Annotated in this window: 20 protein-coding genes; all 20 read left to right on the forward strand. The window is 72.5% G+C overall.

Annotation, left to right across the window (positions count from 1 at the left end; all coding sequences use genetic code 11):
- The first annotated feature begins 57 nt into the window (after positions 1–57).
- The gene (locus VR894_RS06060) at positions 58–879 is read left to right on the forward strand and encodes a flagellin (RefSeq protein WP_324650440.1); all 822 of its coding nucleotides are present in this window, start codon (positions 58–60) and stop codon (positions 877–879) included.
- Positions 880–983: 104 nt separating this feature from the next.
- Positions 984–2,321, forward strand: coding sequence for a flagellar filament capping protein FliD (gene fliD, locus VR894_RS06065; RefSeq protein ID WP_324650441.1), 1,338 nt, complete (start codon positions 984–986; stop codon positions 2,319–2,321).
- Positions 2,322–2,325: 4 nt separating this feature from the next.
- Positions 2,326–2,730 carry a flagellar export chaperone FliS gene (fliS, locus tag VR894_RS06070; protein WP_324650442.1) on the forward strand — a complete coding sequence of 135 codons (405 nt, stop codon included), beginning with the start codon at positions 2,326–2,328 and terminating at the stop codon, positions 2,728–2,730.
- Complete coding sequence (locus tag VR894_RS06075; protein ID WP_324650443.1) at positions 2,730–3,056, forward strand: hypothetical protein; 327 nt, start codon at positions 2,730–2,732, stop codon at positions 3,054–3,056. The genes fliS and VR894_RS06075 overlap by 1 nt, the downstream gene beginning before the upstream one ends.
- A 228-nt stretch (positions 3,057–3,284) precedes the next feature.
- Positions 3,285–3,629: a flagellar basal body rod protein FlgB gene (gene flgB / locus VR894_RS06080; RefSeq protein ID WP_324650444.1), complete on the forward strand. Its 345-nt coding sequence runs from the start codon at positions 3,285–3,287 to the stop codon at positions 3,627–3,629.
- Positions 3,629–4,030, forward strand: coding sequence for a flagellar basal body rod protein FlgC (locus tag VR894_RS06085; protein ID WP_324650445.1), 402 nt, complete (start codon positions 3,629–3,631; stop codon positions 4,028–4,030). The genes flgB and VR894_RS06085 overlap by 1 nt, the downstream gene beginning before the upstream one ends.
- The gene (gene fliE / locus VR894_RS06090; RefSeq protein ID WP_324650446.1) at positions 4,030–4,332 is read left to right on the forward strand and encodes a flagellar hook-basal body complex protein FliE; all 303 of its coding nucleotides are present in this window, start codon (positions 4,030–4,032) and stop codon (positions 4,330–4,332) included. The genes VR894_RS06085 and fliE overlap by 1 nt, the downstream gene beginning before the upstream one ends.
- Positions 4,332–5,888 carry a flagellar basal-body MS-ring/collar protein FliF gene (fliF, locus tag VR894_RS06095; RefSeq protein ID WP_324650447.1) on the forward strand — a complete coding sequence of 519 codons (1,557 nt, stop codon included), beginning with the start codon at positions 4,332–4,334 and terminating at the stop codon, positions 5,886–5,888. Before fliE ends, fliF begins: the two co-directional genes overlap by 1 nt.
- Entirely contained in the window at positions 5,885–6,892 is a 1,008-nt protein-coding gene (gene fliG / locus VR894_RS06100) for a flagellar motor switch protein FliG (RefSeq protein WP_324650448.1), read from the forward strand. Before fliF ends, fliG begins: the two co-directional genes overlap by 4 nt.
- Positions 6,882–7,508 (forward strand): FliH/SctL family protein, encoded by a 627-nt coding sequence (locus VR894_RS06105; protein WP_324650449.1) that lies wholly within the window; start codon positions 6,882–6,884, stop codon positions 7,506–7,508. Before fliG ends, VR894_RS06105 begins: the two co-directional genes overlap by 11 nt.
- Positions 7,505–8,857 carry a FliI/YscN family ATPase gene (locus tag VR894_RS06110; protein ID WP_324650450.1) on the forward strand — a complete coding sequence of 451 codons (1,353 nt, stop codon included), beginning with the start codon at positions 7,505–7,507 and terminating at the stop codon, positions 8,855–8,857. The genes VR894_RS06105 and VR894_RS06110 overlap by 4 nt, the downstream gene beginning before the upstream one ends.
- The gene (locus VR894_RS06115) at positions 8,854–9,282 is read left to right on the forward strand and encodes a flagellar FliJ family protein (RefSeq protein ID WP_324650451.1); all 429 of its coding nucleotides are present in this window, start codon (positions 8,854–8,856) and stop codon (positions 9,280–9,282) included. The genes VR894_RS06110 and VR894_RS06115 overlap by 4 nt, the downstream gene beginning before the upstream one ends.
- Positions 9,279–9,956 (forward strand): C40 family peptidase, encoded by a 678-nt coding sequence (locus VR894_RS06120; RefSeq protein WP_324650452.1) that lies wholly within the window; start codon positions 9,279–9,281, stop codon positions 9,954–9,956. Before VR894_RS06115 ends, VR894_RS06120 begins: the two co-directional genes overlap by 4 nt.
- Positions 9,953–11,341 (forward strand): flagellar hook-length control protein FliK, encoded by a 1,389-nt coding sequence (locus VR894_RS06125; RefSeq protein WP_324650453.1) that lies wholly within the window; start codon positions 9,953–9,955, stop codon positions 11,339–11,341. Before VR894_RS06120 ends, VR894_RS06125 begins: the two co-directional genes overlap by 4 nt.
- Positions 11,342–11,350: 9 nt before the next feature.
- Positions 11,351–11,854: a flagellar hook assembly protein FlgD gene (locus VR894_RS06130; protein WP_324650454.1), complete on the forward strand. Its 504-nt coding sequence runs from the start codon at positions 11,351–11,353 to the stop codon at positions 11,852–11,854.
- An 18-nt stretch (positions 11,855–11,872) separates the two neighbouring features.
- Entirely contained in the window at positions 11,873–13,069 is a 1,197-nt protein-coding gene (locus tag VR894_RS06135) for a flagellar hook protein FlgE (protein WP_324650455.1), read from the forward strand.
- Between the two features lie 109 nt (positions 13,070–13,178).
- Positions 13,179–13,433: a flagellar FlbD family protein gene (locus tag VR894_RS06140; RefSeq protein WP_324650457.1), complete on the forward strand. Its 255-nt coding sequence runs from the start codon at positions 13,179–13,181 to the stop codon at positions 13,431–13,433.
- Positions 13,433–14,215, forward strand: a complete 783-nt coding sequence (locus VR894_RS06145; protein ID WP_324650458.1) for a motility protein A — start codon at positions 13,433–13,435, stop codon at positions 14,213–14,215. Before VR894_RS06140 ends, VR894_RS06145 begins: the two co-directional genes overlap by 1 nt.
- Entirely contained in the window at positions 14,212–15,066 is an 855-nt protein-coding gene (locus VR894_RS06150) for a flagellar motor protein MotB (protein WP_324650459.1), read from the forward strand. Before VR894_RS06145 ends, VR894_RS06150 begins: the two co-directional genes overlap by 4 nt.
- A 1-nt stretch (position 15,067) precedes the next feature.
- Positions 15,068–15,562 (forward strand): flagellar basal body-associated FliL family protein, encoded by a 495-nt coding sequence (locus VR894_RS06155; RefSeq protein ID WP_324650460.1) that lies wholly within the window; start codon positions 15,068–15,070, stop codon positions 15,560–15,562.
- Positions 15,563–15,566 lie beyond the last annotated feature (4 nt).

A 15,566-nucleotide genomic window follows, 5' to 3' on the forward strand; every position in this document is an offset into this window, starting at 1 on the left:
GAGTGTCCGCCCACGGAAGGGCGGTTGACCACACCACTTCAGGAAGAAGAGAACACCATGGCTATGTCCGTGCAGAACAACGTGTCGGCGATGAACGCGTACCGCAACCTGTCGAACACGCAGAACAACCTCAGCTCCTCCCTCGAGAAGCTGTCCAGCGGCTTCCGCATCAACCGCGCGGCCGACGACGCTGCCGGCCTGGCGATCTCGGAGGGCCTGCGCTCCCAGATCGGTGGCCTCAACGTCGCCGTCCGCAACGCCCAGGACGGTATCTCCGTCGTCCAGACCGCTGAGGGTGCGCTCACCGAGACGCACGCCATCCTCCAGCGGATGCGTGACCTGTCCGTCCAGGCCGCCAACACCGGTGCGCTCAGCGACACCGCGAAGGGCAACATCAAGGCGGAGATGGACGAGCTGGCGTCCGGTCTGGACGACATTGCCGACCAGACCCAGTTCAACGGCACCAAGCTGCTCGACGGCAACTACACGGGCAACTTCCAGGTCGGTGCGAACGTCGGCGAGACCATCGAGGTGGCCATCAGCACGGGTATGGACGCCACGACTCTCGCCGTCAGTGGCCTCGACGTGACAGTGGACGGTGGAGCTGACGCCGCCATCACTGCGATCACTGCTGCCATCGACACCGTCTCCAAGGTCCGTTCCGACCTTGGTGCCAAGCAGAACCGTTTCGACCACACGATCAACAACCTGCAGGTCTCGGTCGAGAACCTCACCGCGTCGGAGTCCCGGATCCGCGACACCGACATGGCCAACGAGATGGTCAGCTACACCAGCTCGAACATCCTCCAGCAGGCCGGCACCTCGATGCTGGCCCAGGCCAACCAGCTGCCGCAGTCGGTTCTCTCGCTGCTGCGCTGACCGCGTCCGGGTAACCCCCGGGAGCACAGCATGACCGGCGGCCCGCTCCACAAGGGCGGGCCGCCGGCCGCATTCCACCACTCACCCCTGGGAGGGCACCGGCGATGACGATCGGAATCGACGGCATGGTCAGCGGCCTCGACACGACGAAGATCGTCGACGGTCTCATCGCGATCCAGGCGAACCAGCGGGTCCTGCTCAAGCAGAAGTCCTCGGCCGCCTCCAGCCTCGTCTCGGCGCTGCAGGCGCTCAACAGTCGGGTGTCCTCCCTCGCCACCGCGGCGAAGAAGGTCGCCGACCCGGCGTCGTGGGGGGTGACCAAGGCGACCTCGTCGTCCGACACCGTCACCGTCTCCGCCGATGCGACGGCCAAGCCCGGAACCGTGGAGCTGCGGGTCGACCAGCTCGCCAAGGGCCAGGTCTCGCTACTCGACCCCGCTGCTCTCGGGGGTGGGTTCTCGCTCACGACCGGCGGCACGACCCACGCGGTCACGCCGTCGAGCGCGCACGTCGACGACATCGCAGCGGCAGTCAACGGCCTCACTGGTGAGACCGGAGTGACCGCCACCAAGGTCCGCACCGGTACGGACGCTAGCGGTGGCCCCACCTACAGCCTCCAGCTGACCGGCGCCACCGGCGCCGCGAACTCGTTCAGCGTCGAGGCCGGCGGCGCGACCGTCGCCTCGTCCGCAGATGCGATGGTCGCCGCGCAGGACGCGAAGGTCACGTTGTGGCCCTCCGCGGGCACCGGCCTCGCGCTGACCAGCTCCACCAACACGTTCACCGACGTCCTTGAGGGCGTTGACCTCACCGTGAGCTCCGTCGACACGACACCGACGACGATCTCGGTGGCGGCGGACGCGAGCGCGCAGCACGCGCTGGCCGACGAGCTCATCGCCAACGTCTCGACGGTCCTGTCCGAGATCGCGTCCCGCACGAGGACGACGACGTCCACCGACTCCGGAGGGAACACCGTCGTCTCCGGCGGTGTGCTGTCCGGTGACTCGGCCGTCCGCTTCCTCACGAACAACGTCCAGTCCGCGATGACGTCGCCCGTGAACGGCCAGTCACCCGCCACGATCGGGATCAGCATCGACCGGACCGGTGCGATATCGCTCGACAAGACCGCCTTCGCCGACGCGCTGGCCGACGACCCCGAGGCCACCATGGCCACGCTCCAGGCCGTCGCCGCACGGGTGGGGGAGGTGGCCACGAAGGCGTCCGCTCCCACCGAGGGCACGCTCACGCGCAAGATCACCTCCCAGGAGTCCGTCATCAAGGACCTCGGGACCCAGATCACCCGGTGGGACGAGCGCCTGGAGACCCGGCGCGCCCAGCTGGTCGCCCAGTTCAGCGCGATGGAGGTGCGGCTGTCCCAGCTCAACTCCACCCAGAGCTGGCTCACCAACCAGATCGCGGGCCTCAACGCGAGCAAGGGATGATCCGATGAACCAGGCCGCACTCCTCAACAAGTTCCGCCGCGAGGCGCTCACGACGGCGTCCCCCGCACAGCTGCTCACCATGCTCTACGACCGGCTGCTGCTCGACCTCGACCGCGCCGTCGTGGCCATCGAGGCGGGGGACACGCCGGGCGCGAACGAGCAGCTCGGGCACGCGCAGCAGATCGTCCACGAGCTGCGCTGCAGCCTCGACGTCGGCGCCTGGGACGGCGCCCCGCAGCTGCTCGACGTGTACAACTACCTCTACGCCGAGCTCGTCACCGCCAACGTCCGCCGCGACGCCGGCAAGGTCTCCGCGTGCCGCGCGCTCGTCGCGCCGCTGCGGGACGCGTGGCACCAGGCCGCCGCCACTCCCGGCACGGGAGTCAGCTCGACCACCGCCGTCGGCTGATGAACGCCACCCTCGCTCCCACCGACACCTTCCGGGTGCGGTGGGAAGCGGCCCTCACCGAGCTCGAGCTCGACCTCGCCGAGACCGAGGCGATGCTCAACAGCGACCACGTCGCCCCCGCCGCATCAGCGTGGCAGCCCCCGAGCGGCCTCGGCCCGCTCCCGGAGCCGCTGCGCGAGCGGGCCCAGCTGCTCGTCGACCGGCAGGCCGAGGTGGCGCAGCGGCTGGCCGAGGCCCTCGTCCTCAGCCGTCGCCAGGCACGGCTCACCGAGACTCTGAAGGCGGGCGGCCCGCGCCGCCCCGTTTACCTCGACACCGCCGGCTGAGCGGGCGGCCCTCACCCGCCTCGCCCGCCTCGTCACCGTGTGTGGTTCGGGTCTCCAGGGGACCCAAACCACACACGATGACGGACGGCATACGGCACGGGATGGGGACAACTCCCCATCAACCTCTCAACCCCCACCTGTCACTGCCGATGGGTCGTGGTGAGCATGGACCGCTCACCACCCAGGCCACGGATCGGCCGCACGTACAGCACTCAGGGGTAGACCGACGTGTTCGATTCCGTGACATCCGTGGCGATGAAAAGCGCCCTGGACGCGCTCTCGCTGCGGCAGCGAGTCATCGCCGACAACATCGCCAACGTCAACACCCCGGGCTTCCGTGCCGGGCGGGTCCAGTTCGAGGACGCCCTGGCCAGCGCCGTGCGCAGCGGCGACGACGCTCCCCTCAAGACGAGGGTCGAGCGGTCGCTGGAGCCGACCCGGATGGACGGCAACAACGTCAACCTCGACACCGAGACGCTCTCGAACGTCGACACCAACCTGCGCTACCAGGTGGCGGTGCGGTCCATCGACGGGTCCTTCTCCGCCGTCCGGACCGCCCTGAGGAGCACCTGATGGGCACCTTCGACGCGATCGGCATCGCCTCGACCGGCCTGACGGTCCACCGCAAGTGGCTCGACGCCGTCAGCGACAACCTCGCCAACGCGAACAACGCGACGTCGACCGACGGCGCGGCCTTCCAGGCCCGGTACGTCGTGGCCACCGGCATGGGCGGCGACCGGCCCTCGGGTGTCCAGGTCGCCGGCATCGAGCTCGGCAGCCCCGAGGGCCGCGTCGTCCACGAGCCGAGCCACCCGCTCGCCGACGAGGACGGCAACGTCCGCTACCCCGACGTCGACATGTCCAGCCAGATGACCCAGCTCATCATGGCCCAGCGCGGCTACCAGGCCAGCGCAGCGGTCGTGGACCGGGCCCGGGAGAGCTACCAGACCGCCCTGCAGATCGGGAAGAACTGATGTCCGTACCCGCCATCTCCTCCGTCGCCCCGACCGGATACCTCGACCAGCTCGAGGCCGGCGGCGCCGCCAGCACCGACGGTGCCGCCTTCGGCGCCCAGCTCGCCGCCGCCGTCGACGGCATCAGCGCGAAGCAGGCCACCTCGTCGGACCTCGCGGTCCAGGCCGTCAGCGGCAACCTCGACGACGTCCACGACTACACGATCGCGGCCACCGAGGCCGCCGTCGCGCTCGAGCTCACCGTCGCGCTGCGGAACAAGGCGGTTGACGCGTTCAACGAGATCATGCGGATGCAGGCCTGATGCCCGCGGCAGTCAGCGGCGCCCTCGCGCGCCTGAGGCAGCGCGTCGGCGAGTTCTCCCTCCCGCAGAAGACGTTCGCGCTCATCGCCATCGCGGCGCTCGTCCTCGGCGCCGTCGCGGTCACGTCCTGGGCGAACCGCCCCACGATGAGCCCCCTGTTCACCGGCCTGTCCGGGCAGGACGCCTCCGCCGTCGTCGACCAGCTCCAGACGGCAGGCATCACCTACGAGCTCACCGACGGCGGCTCGACCGTCCTCGTCCCCTCCGAGACCGTCTACGAGCAGCGCATCGCGCTCGCCTCCGAGGGCCTGCCCACCGAGGAGGGCGGGTACAGCCTGCTCGACGACATGGGCATGACCAGCTCGGACTTCCAGCAGCAGATCAACTACCAGCGCGCCCTCGAGGGCGAGCTCGCCAAGACCGTCAACGCCCTCGAGGGCGTCGGTGCCGCGACCGTCCACCTCGCCCTCCCCGAGGAGAGCGTCTTCACCGAGAGCGCCGCCGAGCCCACCGCCTCCGTGTTCGTCCAGGCGGAGACCGGCAAGCGGCTCGACTCCGGCGCCATCCAGTCGGTCGTCAACCTCGTCTCCTCCGCCGTCGCGGGCATGGACCCGCTCAACGTCTCCGTCATCGACGCCGAGGGCGAGGTCCTCACGGCCGCCCCCGGGAGCGGGGACGGCGCCACCGAGTACGAGGAGCGCGTCGCCGGCCAGGTCCAGGCCATGCTCAGCCGCGTCGTCGGTGCGGGCAACGCCGTCGTCTCGGTCACCGCGGAGCTCAACCGCGACGCCACCCAGCGGACCTCCGAGACGTTCAGCCCCGCCGAGGGCGCCCCGCCGCTGTCCGAGATGCGCAGCACCGAGGAGTACGAGGGCACCGGCCAGGCCGTCGGCGGCGTCCTCGGCCCGGACAACATCGCCGTCCCCCAGGGAGGCGAGGGTGCCGGCACCTACACCCGCGAGGACGAGACGCTGAACAACGCCGTCAACAAGGTCACCGAGCAGACGACGGTCAACCCCGGGGGAGTCACCCGCCAGTCGATCTCCGTCGTCGTCGACTCGGCGGCCGCGGCGGGAATCCCCGTCGAGGAGCTGCAGCAGGTCGTCGCCGTCGCGGCGGGTGTCGACGCTGCCCGCGGCGACCAGGTCACCGTCGCCCAGATGGCGTTCGACACGACCACCGCCCAGGCCGCCCAGGAGGCCCTGGACGCCCAGGCCGAGGCGGACGCCGCCGCGGCAGCCGCCGCCCAGCGCGACCAGCTCGTGACCTGGGGGCTCATCGCCCTCCTCGGCCTCATCCTCATCGTCGTGGTGCTGCGCCGCCTGCGCCGCAGCCGCGAGCCCGAGGAGCTCGACCTCGGCGAGCTCGGGGTCCTCCCGATGCCCGAGGCGGAGCTGCCGCCGTCCGACGCCACCGTGCTCGAGCCTGCTCCCGCGCCCGTCGCGATCGAGCCCACCGCGTCCGAGACGGCACGCCTCGGCGTCGTCGCCCTCGCCGACGAGGACCCGAGCGCGGTCGCGGACCGCCTGCGCCAGTGGATGGCGGTGAAGAAGTGAACCTCACCAGCAGCCAGAAGGCGGCCGTCGTCCTCCTCCAGCTCGGCCACGACCGCGCCACCAAGGTGCTCGGCATGCTCGACGAGCAGGAGGTCGAGGAGATCACGGCCGAGATCGCCCGCATGGAGGTCATCCCGGACCGGGTCGCCGACGAGGTGCTCGTCGAGTTCTACGGGCAGGTGAACGGCGGTGCGCCGATGACCGGCCACGGCGGCCTCGACTACGCCCAGCGGCTCCTCGAGGACTCCCTCGGCGCGGAGCGCGCGGGCCTGGTCATGGGCCGGCTCACGTCGCTGCTCGCCGGTCAGCCCTTCGACTTCCTCCAGCAGGCCGAGCCCCGGCAGGTGCTCTCGCTCATCAACGGTGAGCACCCGCAGACGATGGCGCTCGTCCTCGCCCACCTGCGCCCCGAGCGGGCCTCCGCGATCCTCGCCGGGCTGCCTCCGGCGGAGCGGGCCGACGTCGCCATGCGGATCGCCACGATGGAGCAGGCCTCTCCCGACGCCGTCACGGTGGTCGCCGAAGCACTCCACCGTCGTGCGGGCAACGTGCTGAGCGCGAGCGAGGTCACCGCAGCCGTCGGCGGCATCCAGCCGCTCGTGGAGATCCTCAACCGCGCCGACCCGAGCACCGAGAAGCAGATCCTCGAGGGCCTCGGCGTCCGCGACGAGTCGCTCGCCGAGCAGGTCCGCAGCCTCATGTTCACCTTCGACGACGTCGTCCACCTCGACGACCGCGCCGTCCAGCTGGTCCTGCGCCAGACCGACATCCCCTCGCTCGCGATCGCCCTCAAGGGCGTCTCGACGGAGGTCAGCGACACGATCCTGCGCAACCTGTCCGAGCGGGCCCGCGAGAACCTCACCGAGGAGATGGAGATCTCCGGTGCCGTCCGCGTCTCGGAGGTGCACGACGCCCGAGGCGCCATCGTCAAGACGATCCGCACCCTCGAGGAGTCCGGCCAGATCGTCATCCGCCGCGACGGGGAGGACGAGTATGTCTCTTGACGCCGTGTCCCAGACCTCGGGTTTCGTCCCGTTCCACACGCCCCGCGCCGAGTCCGCCTCGGTGGTCGAGGGGTACGCCAGCGGCTACTCCGCCGGCTGGTCCGCCGGTGCGCGTGCCGCACTCAAGGACGCCGAGGAGCAGCGTGCGCAGATCGCGCACGACGCCGCCGCCCGCGCCGACCAGGCGGCCGCCGCGGCCCGCGAGGCCCTGACGACGCTGGCGCGCGCCGCGGCCGTCGCCCGCGACCGGCTCACGCCCGTGGTCGGCGAGGTGGAGCAGGGGCTGACCGAGGCCGCCGTCTCCCTCGCGGAGGCCCTCCTCGGGGCCGAGCTCCGCGACGACGACGCCTCGGCCCGCTCGGCACTGCTCCGTGCGCTGAGCGTGCAGGACAGCGACATCGTCCGGATCCGGCTCAACCCCCGGGACCTCACCCACCTCGAGGCCACGCTCGACACCCTGCCCGCGGACCTCCAGGTCCCCGCCGGCGTCGAGCTCGTCGCCGACGCCGGCCTCGCTAGAGGGGACGCCGTCAGCGAGCTGCCCGAGGGATTCCTCGACGCCCGCCTGAGCACGGCCCTCGCCCGGGTCCGGGCTGCCCTCGAGGTCGAGCAATGACCGCCCTCGCCGCCGCAGCCGTGGGCGCGGGACCGCAGGGCAACGGACGGTGGCGCCGCGCCCTCATCGGGGCACAGCCCCAGCGGGTGGGCGTCGTCCGCTCCGTCGTCGGGCTCACCGTGGAGGTCACCGGCCTGCCCGTGGCCGTCGGTGACCTCGTCGACATCGACGCGGGCGACCGGAGCATCAGCGCGGAGGTCGTCGGGCTGGGACGCGAGGCATCGCGGTGCATGCCGCTCGGCCCGATCGACGGACTGCGGATCGGTGCGGCGGTCCGCTCCACCGGCTACCCGCTCATGGTGGGTGTCGGGCACGGCCTGCTCGGTCGCGTCGTCGACGGGCTGGGCCGCCCGATTGACGGGAAGGGCCCGCTCGGTGTGAACGACGCCGTGCCCGTCACCGCCGCCGCCCCCGCTGCCCTCGACCGTGCCAGGGTTGCCGAGCCGCTGACCCTCGGGGTCCGGGTGCTCGACACCCTGGTGACCGTCGGACGCGGGCAGCGACTCGGCCTCTTCGCCGGCTCCGGCGTGGGCAAGTCCTCGCTGCTGTCGATGGTCGCCCGCGGCACCGACGCACCCGTCAACGTCATCGGCCTCGTCGGTGAGCGTGGCCGCGAGGTACGCGAGTTCCTCGAGGACGACCTCGGGCCGGAGGGTCTGGCGCGCTCCGTCGTCGTCGTCGCGACGTCGGACGAGCCGCCGGTGGTGCGCCTGCGGGCCGCCTTCACCGCCACCCGCATCGCCGAGTACTTCCGTGACCAGGGGACCGACGTCGTCCTCATGATGGACTCCCTCACCCGGGCGGCGATGGCCCAGCGGGAGATCGGGCTGTCCAACGGCGAACCGCCGGCCACCCGCGGCTACCCGCCCTCCACCTTCACCATGCTGGCCCAGCTCCTCGAGCGGGCAGGCACGGGCGCCACCGGCTCGGTCACCGGCATCTACACGGTCCTCGTCGACGGCGACGACCACAACGAGCCCATCGCCGACGCCGCGCGCTCCATCCTCGACGGCCACGTCGTCCTGGACCGGAAGCTGGCCGTCACCGGCCACTTCCCCAGCGTCGACGCCATCGCCTCGATCTCCCGTGTCGCCTCACGCGTGACGACGGAGCAGCAGCGCGCGGCCGCCACGGCCCTGCGCTCCGTGCTCGCCGCCCGCCGGCAGGCGCAGGACCTCATCGACGTCGGCGCCTACGTCGCCGGCTCGAACCCGCGGGTGGACGCCGCGGTCACCCACGCCGACGCGATCGACGCGTTCCTCCGGCAGGACGTCGCCGACGTCGTCGCCGCCGACCAGTCCTGGGCGCACCTGCACGCGCTCGTCACCGGGATGGGAGTCACCTCATGAGACCGTTCCGCCTCCAGAGCGTCGCGCGACTGCGCCAGATGGAAGAGGAGCGGGCAGCTGCCGAGCTGCTCCGCCGCCGCCAGTTCCGCCGCAACGCCGACCTCCGCACCATCCAGGCCGACGCCGCCCTCGGAGGGGCGACCCTGCCGACCGAGGCCGACGTCCGCGGCTGGCAGCAGGCCGTCGCGGCCCGCGCGGCCGCCAGTGCTGCGGCGGTCGAGGCCGCGACCGCCGCGGAGCTCGCGAGCGCCGACGAGGACAGCGCCCGCACCGCGTGGTCCGCTGCCCGCACCCGGACCACCACCCTCGCCAAGCTCGCCGAGCGGCACCGTGCTGCCGAGCTCGCGGAGGCCAACCACGCCGAGCAGCTCGTGCTCGACGAGATGGCCTCCCAGCGGGCGCAGCACGGAGGGGGCACCAGATGAGCGTCGGAGCCGTCCAGGCCCGCATCGTCGAGCTGCAGTCGGCCATCACGGCCGTCAGCCGCCCGACGGCGCCGCCCCCTGCCGCCGCACCGCAGGCCGACTTCGGTGGCGTGCTCGCCACCGCGCTCGCCGGGCAGGGCGGTCCCCTCGGGGGCAGCGCCGCCGGCCTCCCGGGCACGTTCGGGCTGCCGGGAGCGCCGGGGCTGCCGGGGAGCCCGGCGCTCCCCGGTGCCACCTCCGTCGCCTCGATGGCCGCGGCTCTCACCGGCGCCGCGCCCGGCACGGCAGTGCCCACGTCCGTCGCTGCGGCCGGACCCGGGACGGGTGGCGCGTTCGTCGAGGCCGCGAAGAAGTACCTCGGGGTGCCCTACGTCTGGGGCGGGGAGAGCCTGGCCGAGGGTGGGCTCGACTGCTCCGGACTCGTCCAGCTCGCCATGAAGGACATCGGCGTGGACGTCCCGCGGGTGGCCCGCGACCAGATGAAGATCGGCACCGAGGTGCCCTCGCTCGACCAGGCCCGGCCCGGTGACCTCGTCGTCACCCGCGGCGGCGGCCACATCGGCATCTTCGTCGGGGACAACAAGTGGATCCACGCCCCGTACCCGGGTGAGAAGGTCAAGCTCGCCGAGATGACGACGCCGCCGACCACGATCCGCCGGGTGCTTCCCGCATGATCACCTCGCTCCTGCCTGCAGCCCAGGCATCCACCGGCACCCCCCACCGCGGCGCACCGCGCAGCCACGGTGACGCCTTCGCGGCCACGCTCGCGGGCGTCACCCGCGAGGGTGCGAGCGCCACCTCACGTCCCACGGACACCCCCGCCGCCGACGGCGGCACGCAGGGTGCTCCGTCGGGTGGGCACGGGGCTCAGGCCCCGGCGGTCCCCGCCGACGGTGCTCCCGGCGACACGTCGCAGACCGGACCGGCTCACGTCCCCGCTGGTCCCGTGGACGGCACGGCCGACCAGGGCGCCGGCTCGTCGGCGCCACACCTGCCGGCAGACGCCGCCGCGACGGCGGCCGCGGTGCCCACGGTCGGCCGGGACGGCACACCGCCCGGCACCGCAGGGATTCCGGCAGGACGACCCGGCACGAGCGGGAGCACCGGCGCCACTGCTGGTGCGGCCTCCGCGCCGGGGAGTGCTGCCGCGGCCGGCGCCGCGGCCGGGTCGGTGGCCGGTGGTGCTGCTGCCGGCGCCGCGGCGAGCCCCGCGACCGGTGGTGCTGCTGCCGGCACCGTGACCACATCGCCGTCGTCGGCCGAAGGATCCGCTGCCGGAACCCAGCCGGCCGCGCTCTCCTCGGCCGGCGCTGCCGCGTCCGGCACCGTTCCCCAGAGCCACTCCACTGCCGGCCCCGTGGCCGACGGCACCATACCTGCGCCGGCGTCCGACGCCGGCGCTTCACCGACCGGTCCCACCGCCGCGGCGGGCGCCACGGCGACCGGTTCCGCCACCGCCACCGAGCCGGGCCCCGCAGCCGTTCCCGACACGGCCCCGGCCGACGCCACGGCCCCGGCGCTCCGCCCCGTCGAGGCCGGTGGCACCCCGGCCGACCGCACCGCCGCGGAGGGAGTCGTCCGTACCGTGGAGGGCACCACTCCCCGGGTCGAGGCCGCCGCCCGGGCGGACACGCCGTCCGCCCCCGCACCGGCCGCTCCTCAGCCACCGCCGCTCAGCAGCCAGCTCGCGGCCTCGCTCGCCCGGCTCCGCGCAGCACCCGACGGGCAGCACGTGCTCAGTATCCGCGTCGACCCGGACGACCTCGGCCCGGTGCGCGTCACCGCCCACATCGGTTCCGACGGCGTCCGCATCGAGCTGGTCGGGATGACCGACGGCGCCCGCGACGCCCTGCGAGGCGCACTCACCGAGCTGCGCCGTGAGCTCGCCGCCAGCGGGTTCCAGGCCGACCTCGACCTCGGGTCGGAGGACGGCGCGTCCCAGGAGCGTCAGCCCGAGCAGCCCACGGGCGGGCCCGCCCGCGAGCCCGCACCCACCCCTGTCCGACCCGCCCCTCCTGCCGCGCCGCTCGGTGGCCACGGCATTGATCTTCTCGCCTGAAGGAGCACGATGACGATCGACCCCGCCGCCGCCGGCTACGGCGTCTCCCCGTACAACCCGCCCGCCTCCGCCCCGGCCGCCTCCGGCCTCGGCAAGGACGACTTCCTCAACCTCCTCGTCACCTCGCTGCGCTTCCAGGACCCCTCGGAGCCGCTGTCCACGAGCGAGCTCATGGCACAGACCACCCAGCTCTCGACCATGGAGCAGCTCACCGAGCTCACCCGGCTGTCGCAGGACGCCTTCCACCTCCAGATGCGGACGTCCGCGACCGCGCTGGTCGGCAAGGAGGTCACCTACGTGAACGGCGAGGGCGTCCGCGCCACCGGCGTCGTCGACTCGGTCGACTTCGCCACGACACCGCCTGGAGCCGTCATCGGCGGCGTCGTCGTGCCGATGAACCAGCTCGCAACCGTCGGCCAGCCCGACCGCCCCACCGCACCGGACACCGGTCGCGGCCCGGGGGAGACCACCACCGCCCCGCCGGCCGCTGCCGACACGCCCACCACCGCCTGACCCGAAGGACACCCGACCATGCTGCGCTCTCTCTTCTCCGGCATCTCCAGCCTCCGCTCGCACCAGACGATGCTGGACGTCACCGGCAACAACATCGCCAACGCCAACACGACCGGGTTCAAGGCCGGCCGGACCCTCTTCGAGGACACGCTGTCCCAGCTGGTCCAGGCCCCCGGCGCCCCCCAGGGCGCCAACGGCGGGACCAACCCGGCACAGGTCGGGCTCGGCGTCCGCGTCGCCGCGGTGACCAACGACTTCACCCCGGGCGCGGCCCAGCAGACCGGCCGCAGCCTCGACATGATGATCAACGGCGACGGCTTCTTCGTCGTCAACTCGGGCGGCGAGCAGCTCTACACCCGCTCCGGTGCCTTCACCCTCGACGCGCTCGGCCGGCTCGTCACCTCCTCCGGGGCGCAGGTCCAGGGCTGGGCGGCCGACGCCAACGGCGTTGTCAACCCCAACGGGCCGCTCACCGGCCTCGCCCTGCCGGTGACGACGACGATGGGTGCCCGCGCGACCGGGACCGCCACCTTCACCGGCAACCTGCCGGCCGACGCCGCGGTCGACACCGCCCTCGTGCGGACCATCGAGGTCTACGCCGCGGACGGTACGGCGACGTCGCTCGACCTCACCTTCACCAAGCAGCCGGGCGCCACCTGGTCGGTCCAGGTGGCCGACGGCAGCGGCAACGCCCTCGGCGGGGGGACCGTCGCGTTCACCGCCGGTGGCGCGCTCCAGGCGGTCAACCTTCCTCCGGTGACGGTGGCGGGCAACCCGGTGGCCCTCGACCTCGGTCAGCTCACCGGCTTCGCCGGCCTCACCACGGTCGAGGCCTCGAGCCAGGACGGCCAGGGCGCCGGCGTGCTCCAGTCCTTCTCGATGAGCGCCGACGGCACCCTCATGGGGTCCTTCTCCAACGGCCTCAAGCGCGCCGTCGGCCTGGTCGCGGTCGGCAACTTCGCCAACGCGGCCGGCCTGGAGAAGACCGGCGGCTCGATGCTGCGGGCCAGCGTGAACTCGGGGGAGCCCCAGGTGGGCCGCGCCGGCGACGGTGGCCGGGGCTCGCTGACCGGCGGTGCCCTGGAGATGTCCAACGTCGACCTCTCCCAGGAGTTCACCAACCTCATCATCGCGCAGCGTGGCTTCCAGGCCGGCTCGCGTGTCATCACCACCTCCGACGAGCTGCTGCAGGAGCTCGTCAACCTCAAGCGTTGACGGTGAGGAGCGCCCGAACCGCTCAAGGTCGGGCGCTCCCGGCCGATGAGGAAGGAGCAGGGCTCATGGAAGGGCCCGAAGCAACAGGATGGAACCGACCGTGATCACCGTGACCCGTTTGACCGGACAGCCGTTCGCGATCAACCCTGATCTCATCGAACGGATCGAGTCGACGCCTGACACGATCCTCGTGCTCATGGACGGGACCCGGTACCTCGTGGCCGAGACGCTGTCCGAGGTGGTCGCCCTGGTGCAGGAGTACCGCGCCGCGATCGTCTCGCGCGCTCTGCACCCGCCCGAGCCCTCACGTCCTGAGCTCTCCTCCGTGGTCCTGCCCCTTCCCACCCGACCGCAGGGAGAATGATGGACCCCGCAACCCTCATCGGCCTCGTCGTCGGCTTCGCAGGCGTCCTCGTCCTCATGTTCTTCGAGGGCACCCACCTCTCGGCGATCCTCCTGCCCGGCCCGCTCGCCATCGTCTTCGTCGGCACCATCGGCGCCGCCATCGCGGGCGGCACCATGGGAGACGTCGTCCACGCCGTCAAGAGCATGCCGAAGGCGTTCACCGCGAAGGCTCCCAAGCGGGGCACGACCATCGAGACGATCATCCAGCTCTCCGACCGTGCCCGCCGCGAGGGCCTCCTCGCGCTCGAGGACGCAGCCCAGGAGGTGGAGGACGAGTTCCTCCGCGACGGGCTCATGGCGGCCATCGACGGCACCGACCCCGAGGACCTGCGCGTCCTGCTCGAGGACCGGATCGACACCAAGCGTTCGCAGGACCGGGTCGCCGCCGGCTTCTTCACCTCGATGGGGGGCTACGCACCGACGATCGGCATCATCGGGACCGTCATCTCCCTCGTCCACGTCCTGGAGAACCTCTCCGACGTCGCGTCCCTCGGCCCGATGATCGCCGCCGCCTTCGTCGCGACCCTCTGGGGCATCCTCTCGGCCAACCTCATCTGGCTGCCGATCGGGACCCGGCTGAAGCGGATCTCCGACCTCGAGTGCGCCCAGATGGAGATCAGCCTCGAGGGCCTGCTCGCGCTGCAGGCCGGCGCGAACCCCCGCACCCTCGGCGAGCGGCTGCGCAGCCTCGTGCCGGCCGCCGAGCTCGGCGAGTCGGCCAAGCCGGAGCGTGCCGCGTGAGCTCCCGGCGGCGCCGAGGCGGCCACGCCGAGGAGGAGGAGGAGAACACCGAGCGCTGGACCGTCAGCTATATGGACATGGTCACCGTGATGATGTGCCTGTTCATCGTGCTCTTCGCGATCAGCCAGGTCGACCAGCAGAAGTTCGCCGAGCTGCGGCAGTCGTTGGCGGCCGGGTTCGGTGACGCCTCGGCCGCGACCTCCGTCGTCGAGGGCTCCGACGGGGTGCTCGACGGCGGGGACGCTCCCCAGGAGAACATCGCCCCGATGTCCGCCGCGGCGGACATCGCGCCGCTGCCCGGCGGGGACATCGGCGACGTCGCCAGGGACGCCGCCCGAGCCGAGGCGGCCGAGCTCGTCGCGCTGCGGGAGCGCATGCGCGGCGAGCTGGAGGAGCAGGGGCTCGCGCAGGACGTGCGCTTCAGCATCACCGAGCGCGGCCTCGTCGTCGGCCTCGTCACCGAGAACACCTTCTTCTCCCCGGCCAGCGCGGAGCTCCCGCAGCGCACCCGCGCGGTCATCGACGCCGTCTCTCGCACGCTGAACCAGCTGAGCAACGACATCCTGCTCGAGGGGCACGCGAACGTCCTGCCCTACACCGGTCAGTACGAGACCAACTGGGAGGTGTCGGCGGACCGCGCGACCAAGGTCCTGCGGCGCATGGTCGAGCACGGCGACATCGCGCCCACCCGGGTGCGCGCCGTGGGCTACGGGGACGCCTACCCCGTCGCCACCGAGGGAGAGGACGCCCTCGCCCTCAACCGCAGGGTCGACGTCGTCGTCCTCAGCGAGGAGCCGGAGCAGGTCCGCGCCCTGCTGCCGGAGCTAGCCACGACCATCGAAGGAGCCTGACGTGTCCGCAACGAGAGTCATCGCGCCGGGTGGGCGCAAGATCGGCGGTGGGAGCGCCGCACCGCCGCCCCCCGAGCCACCCGCGCCGCCACTGCGGCGCCGACGCCGCAGCGTCCTCCTCGTGCTGGCGACCGTGCTCGTCGCGGCGGCGGCCGTGACCGGGTACCTGTTCCTCCAGGGACCGGCCGACGTCGAGCCGGAGCCCGAGGCGCCCGAGCCCGGCATCACGGTGGCGGTCGAGCCCCGCAACATCAACCTCGCCGACGGCCGCTACCTGCGGATGGGCTTCGCGATCCAGCTGGCCGCCGAGGCGGAGGAGATCCACACCGAGCCGGCCACCGACATCGCCATCTCGCTGTACTCCGGGCTGGGCGTCGACGAGGTCAACGACCCGGAGCGGCGCGCGGAGCTCAAGGCGGAGCTCACCGACCGCCTCGTCGAGACCTACGGCGAGGAGGTGCTCGCGGTCTACCTCACCGACTTCGTCACCCAGTGAGCTG

The sequence above is a fragment of the Georgenia sp. H159 genome, from assembly GCF_035607575.1.
GTDB lineage: Bacteria > Actinomycetota > Actinomycetes > Actinomycetales > Actinomycetaceae > Oceanitalea.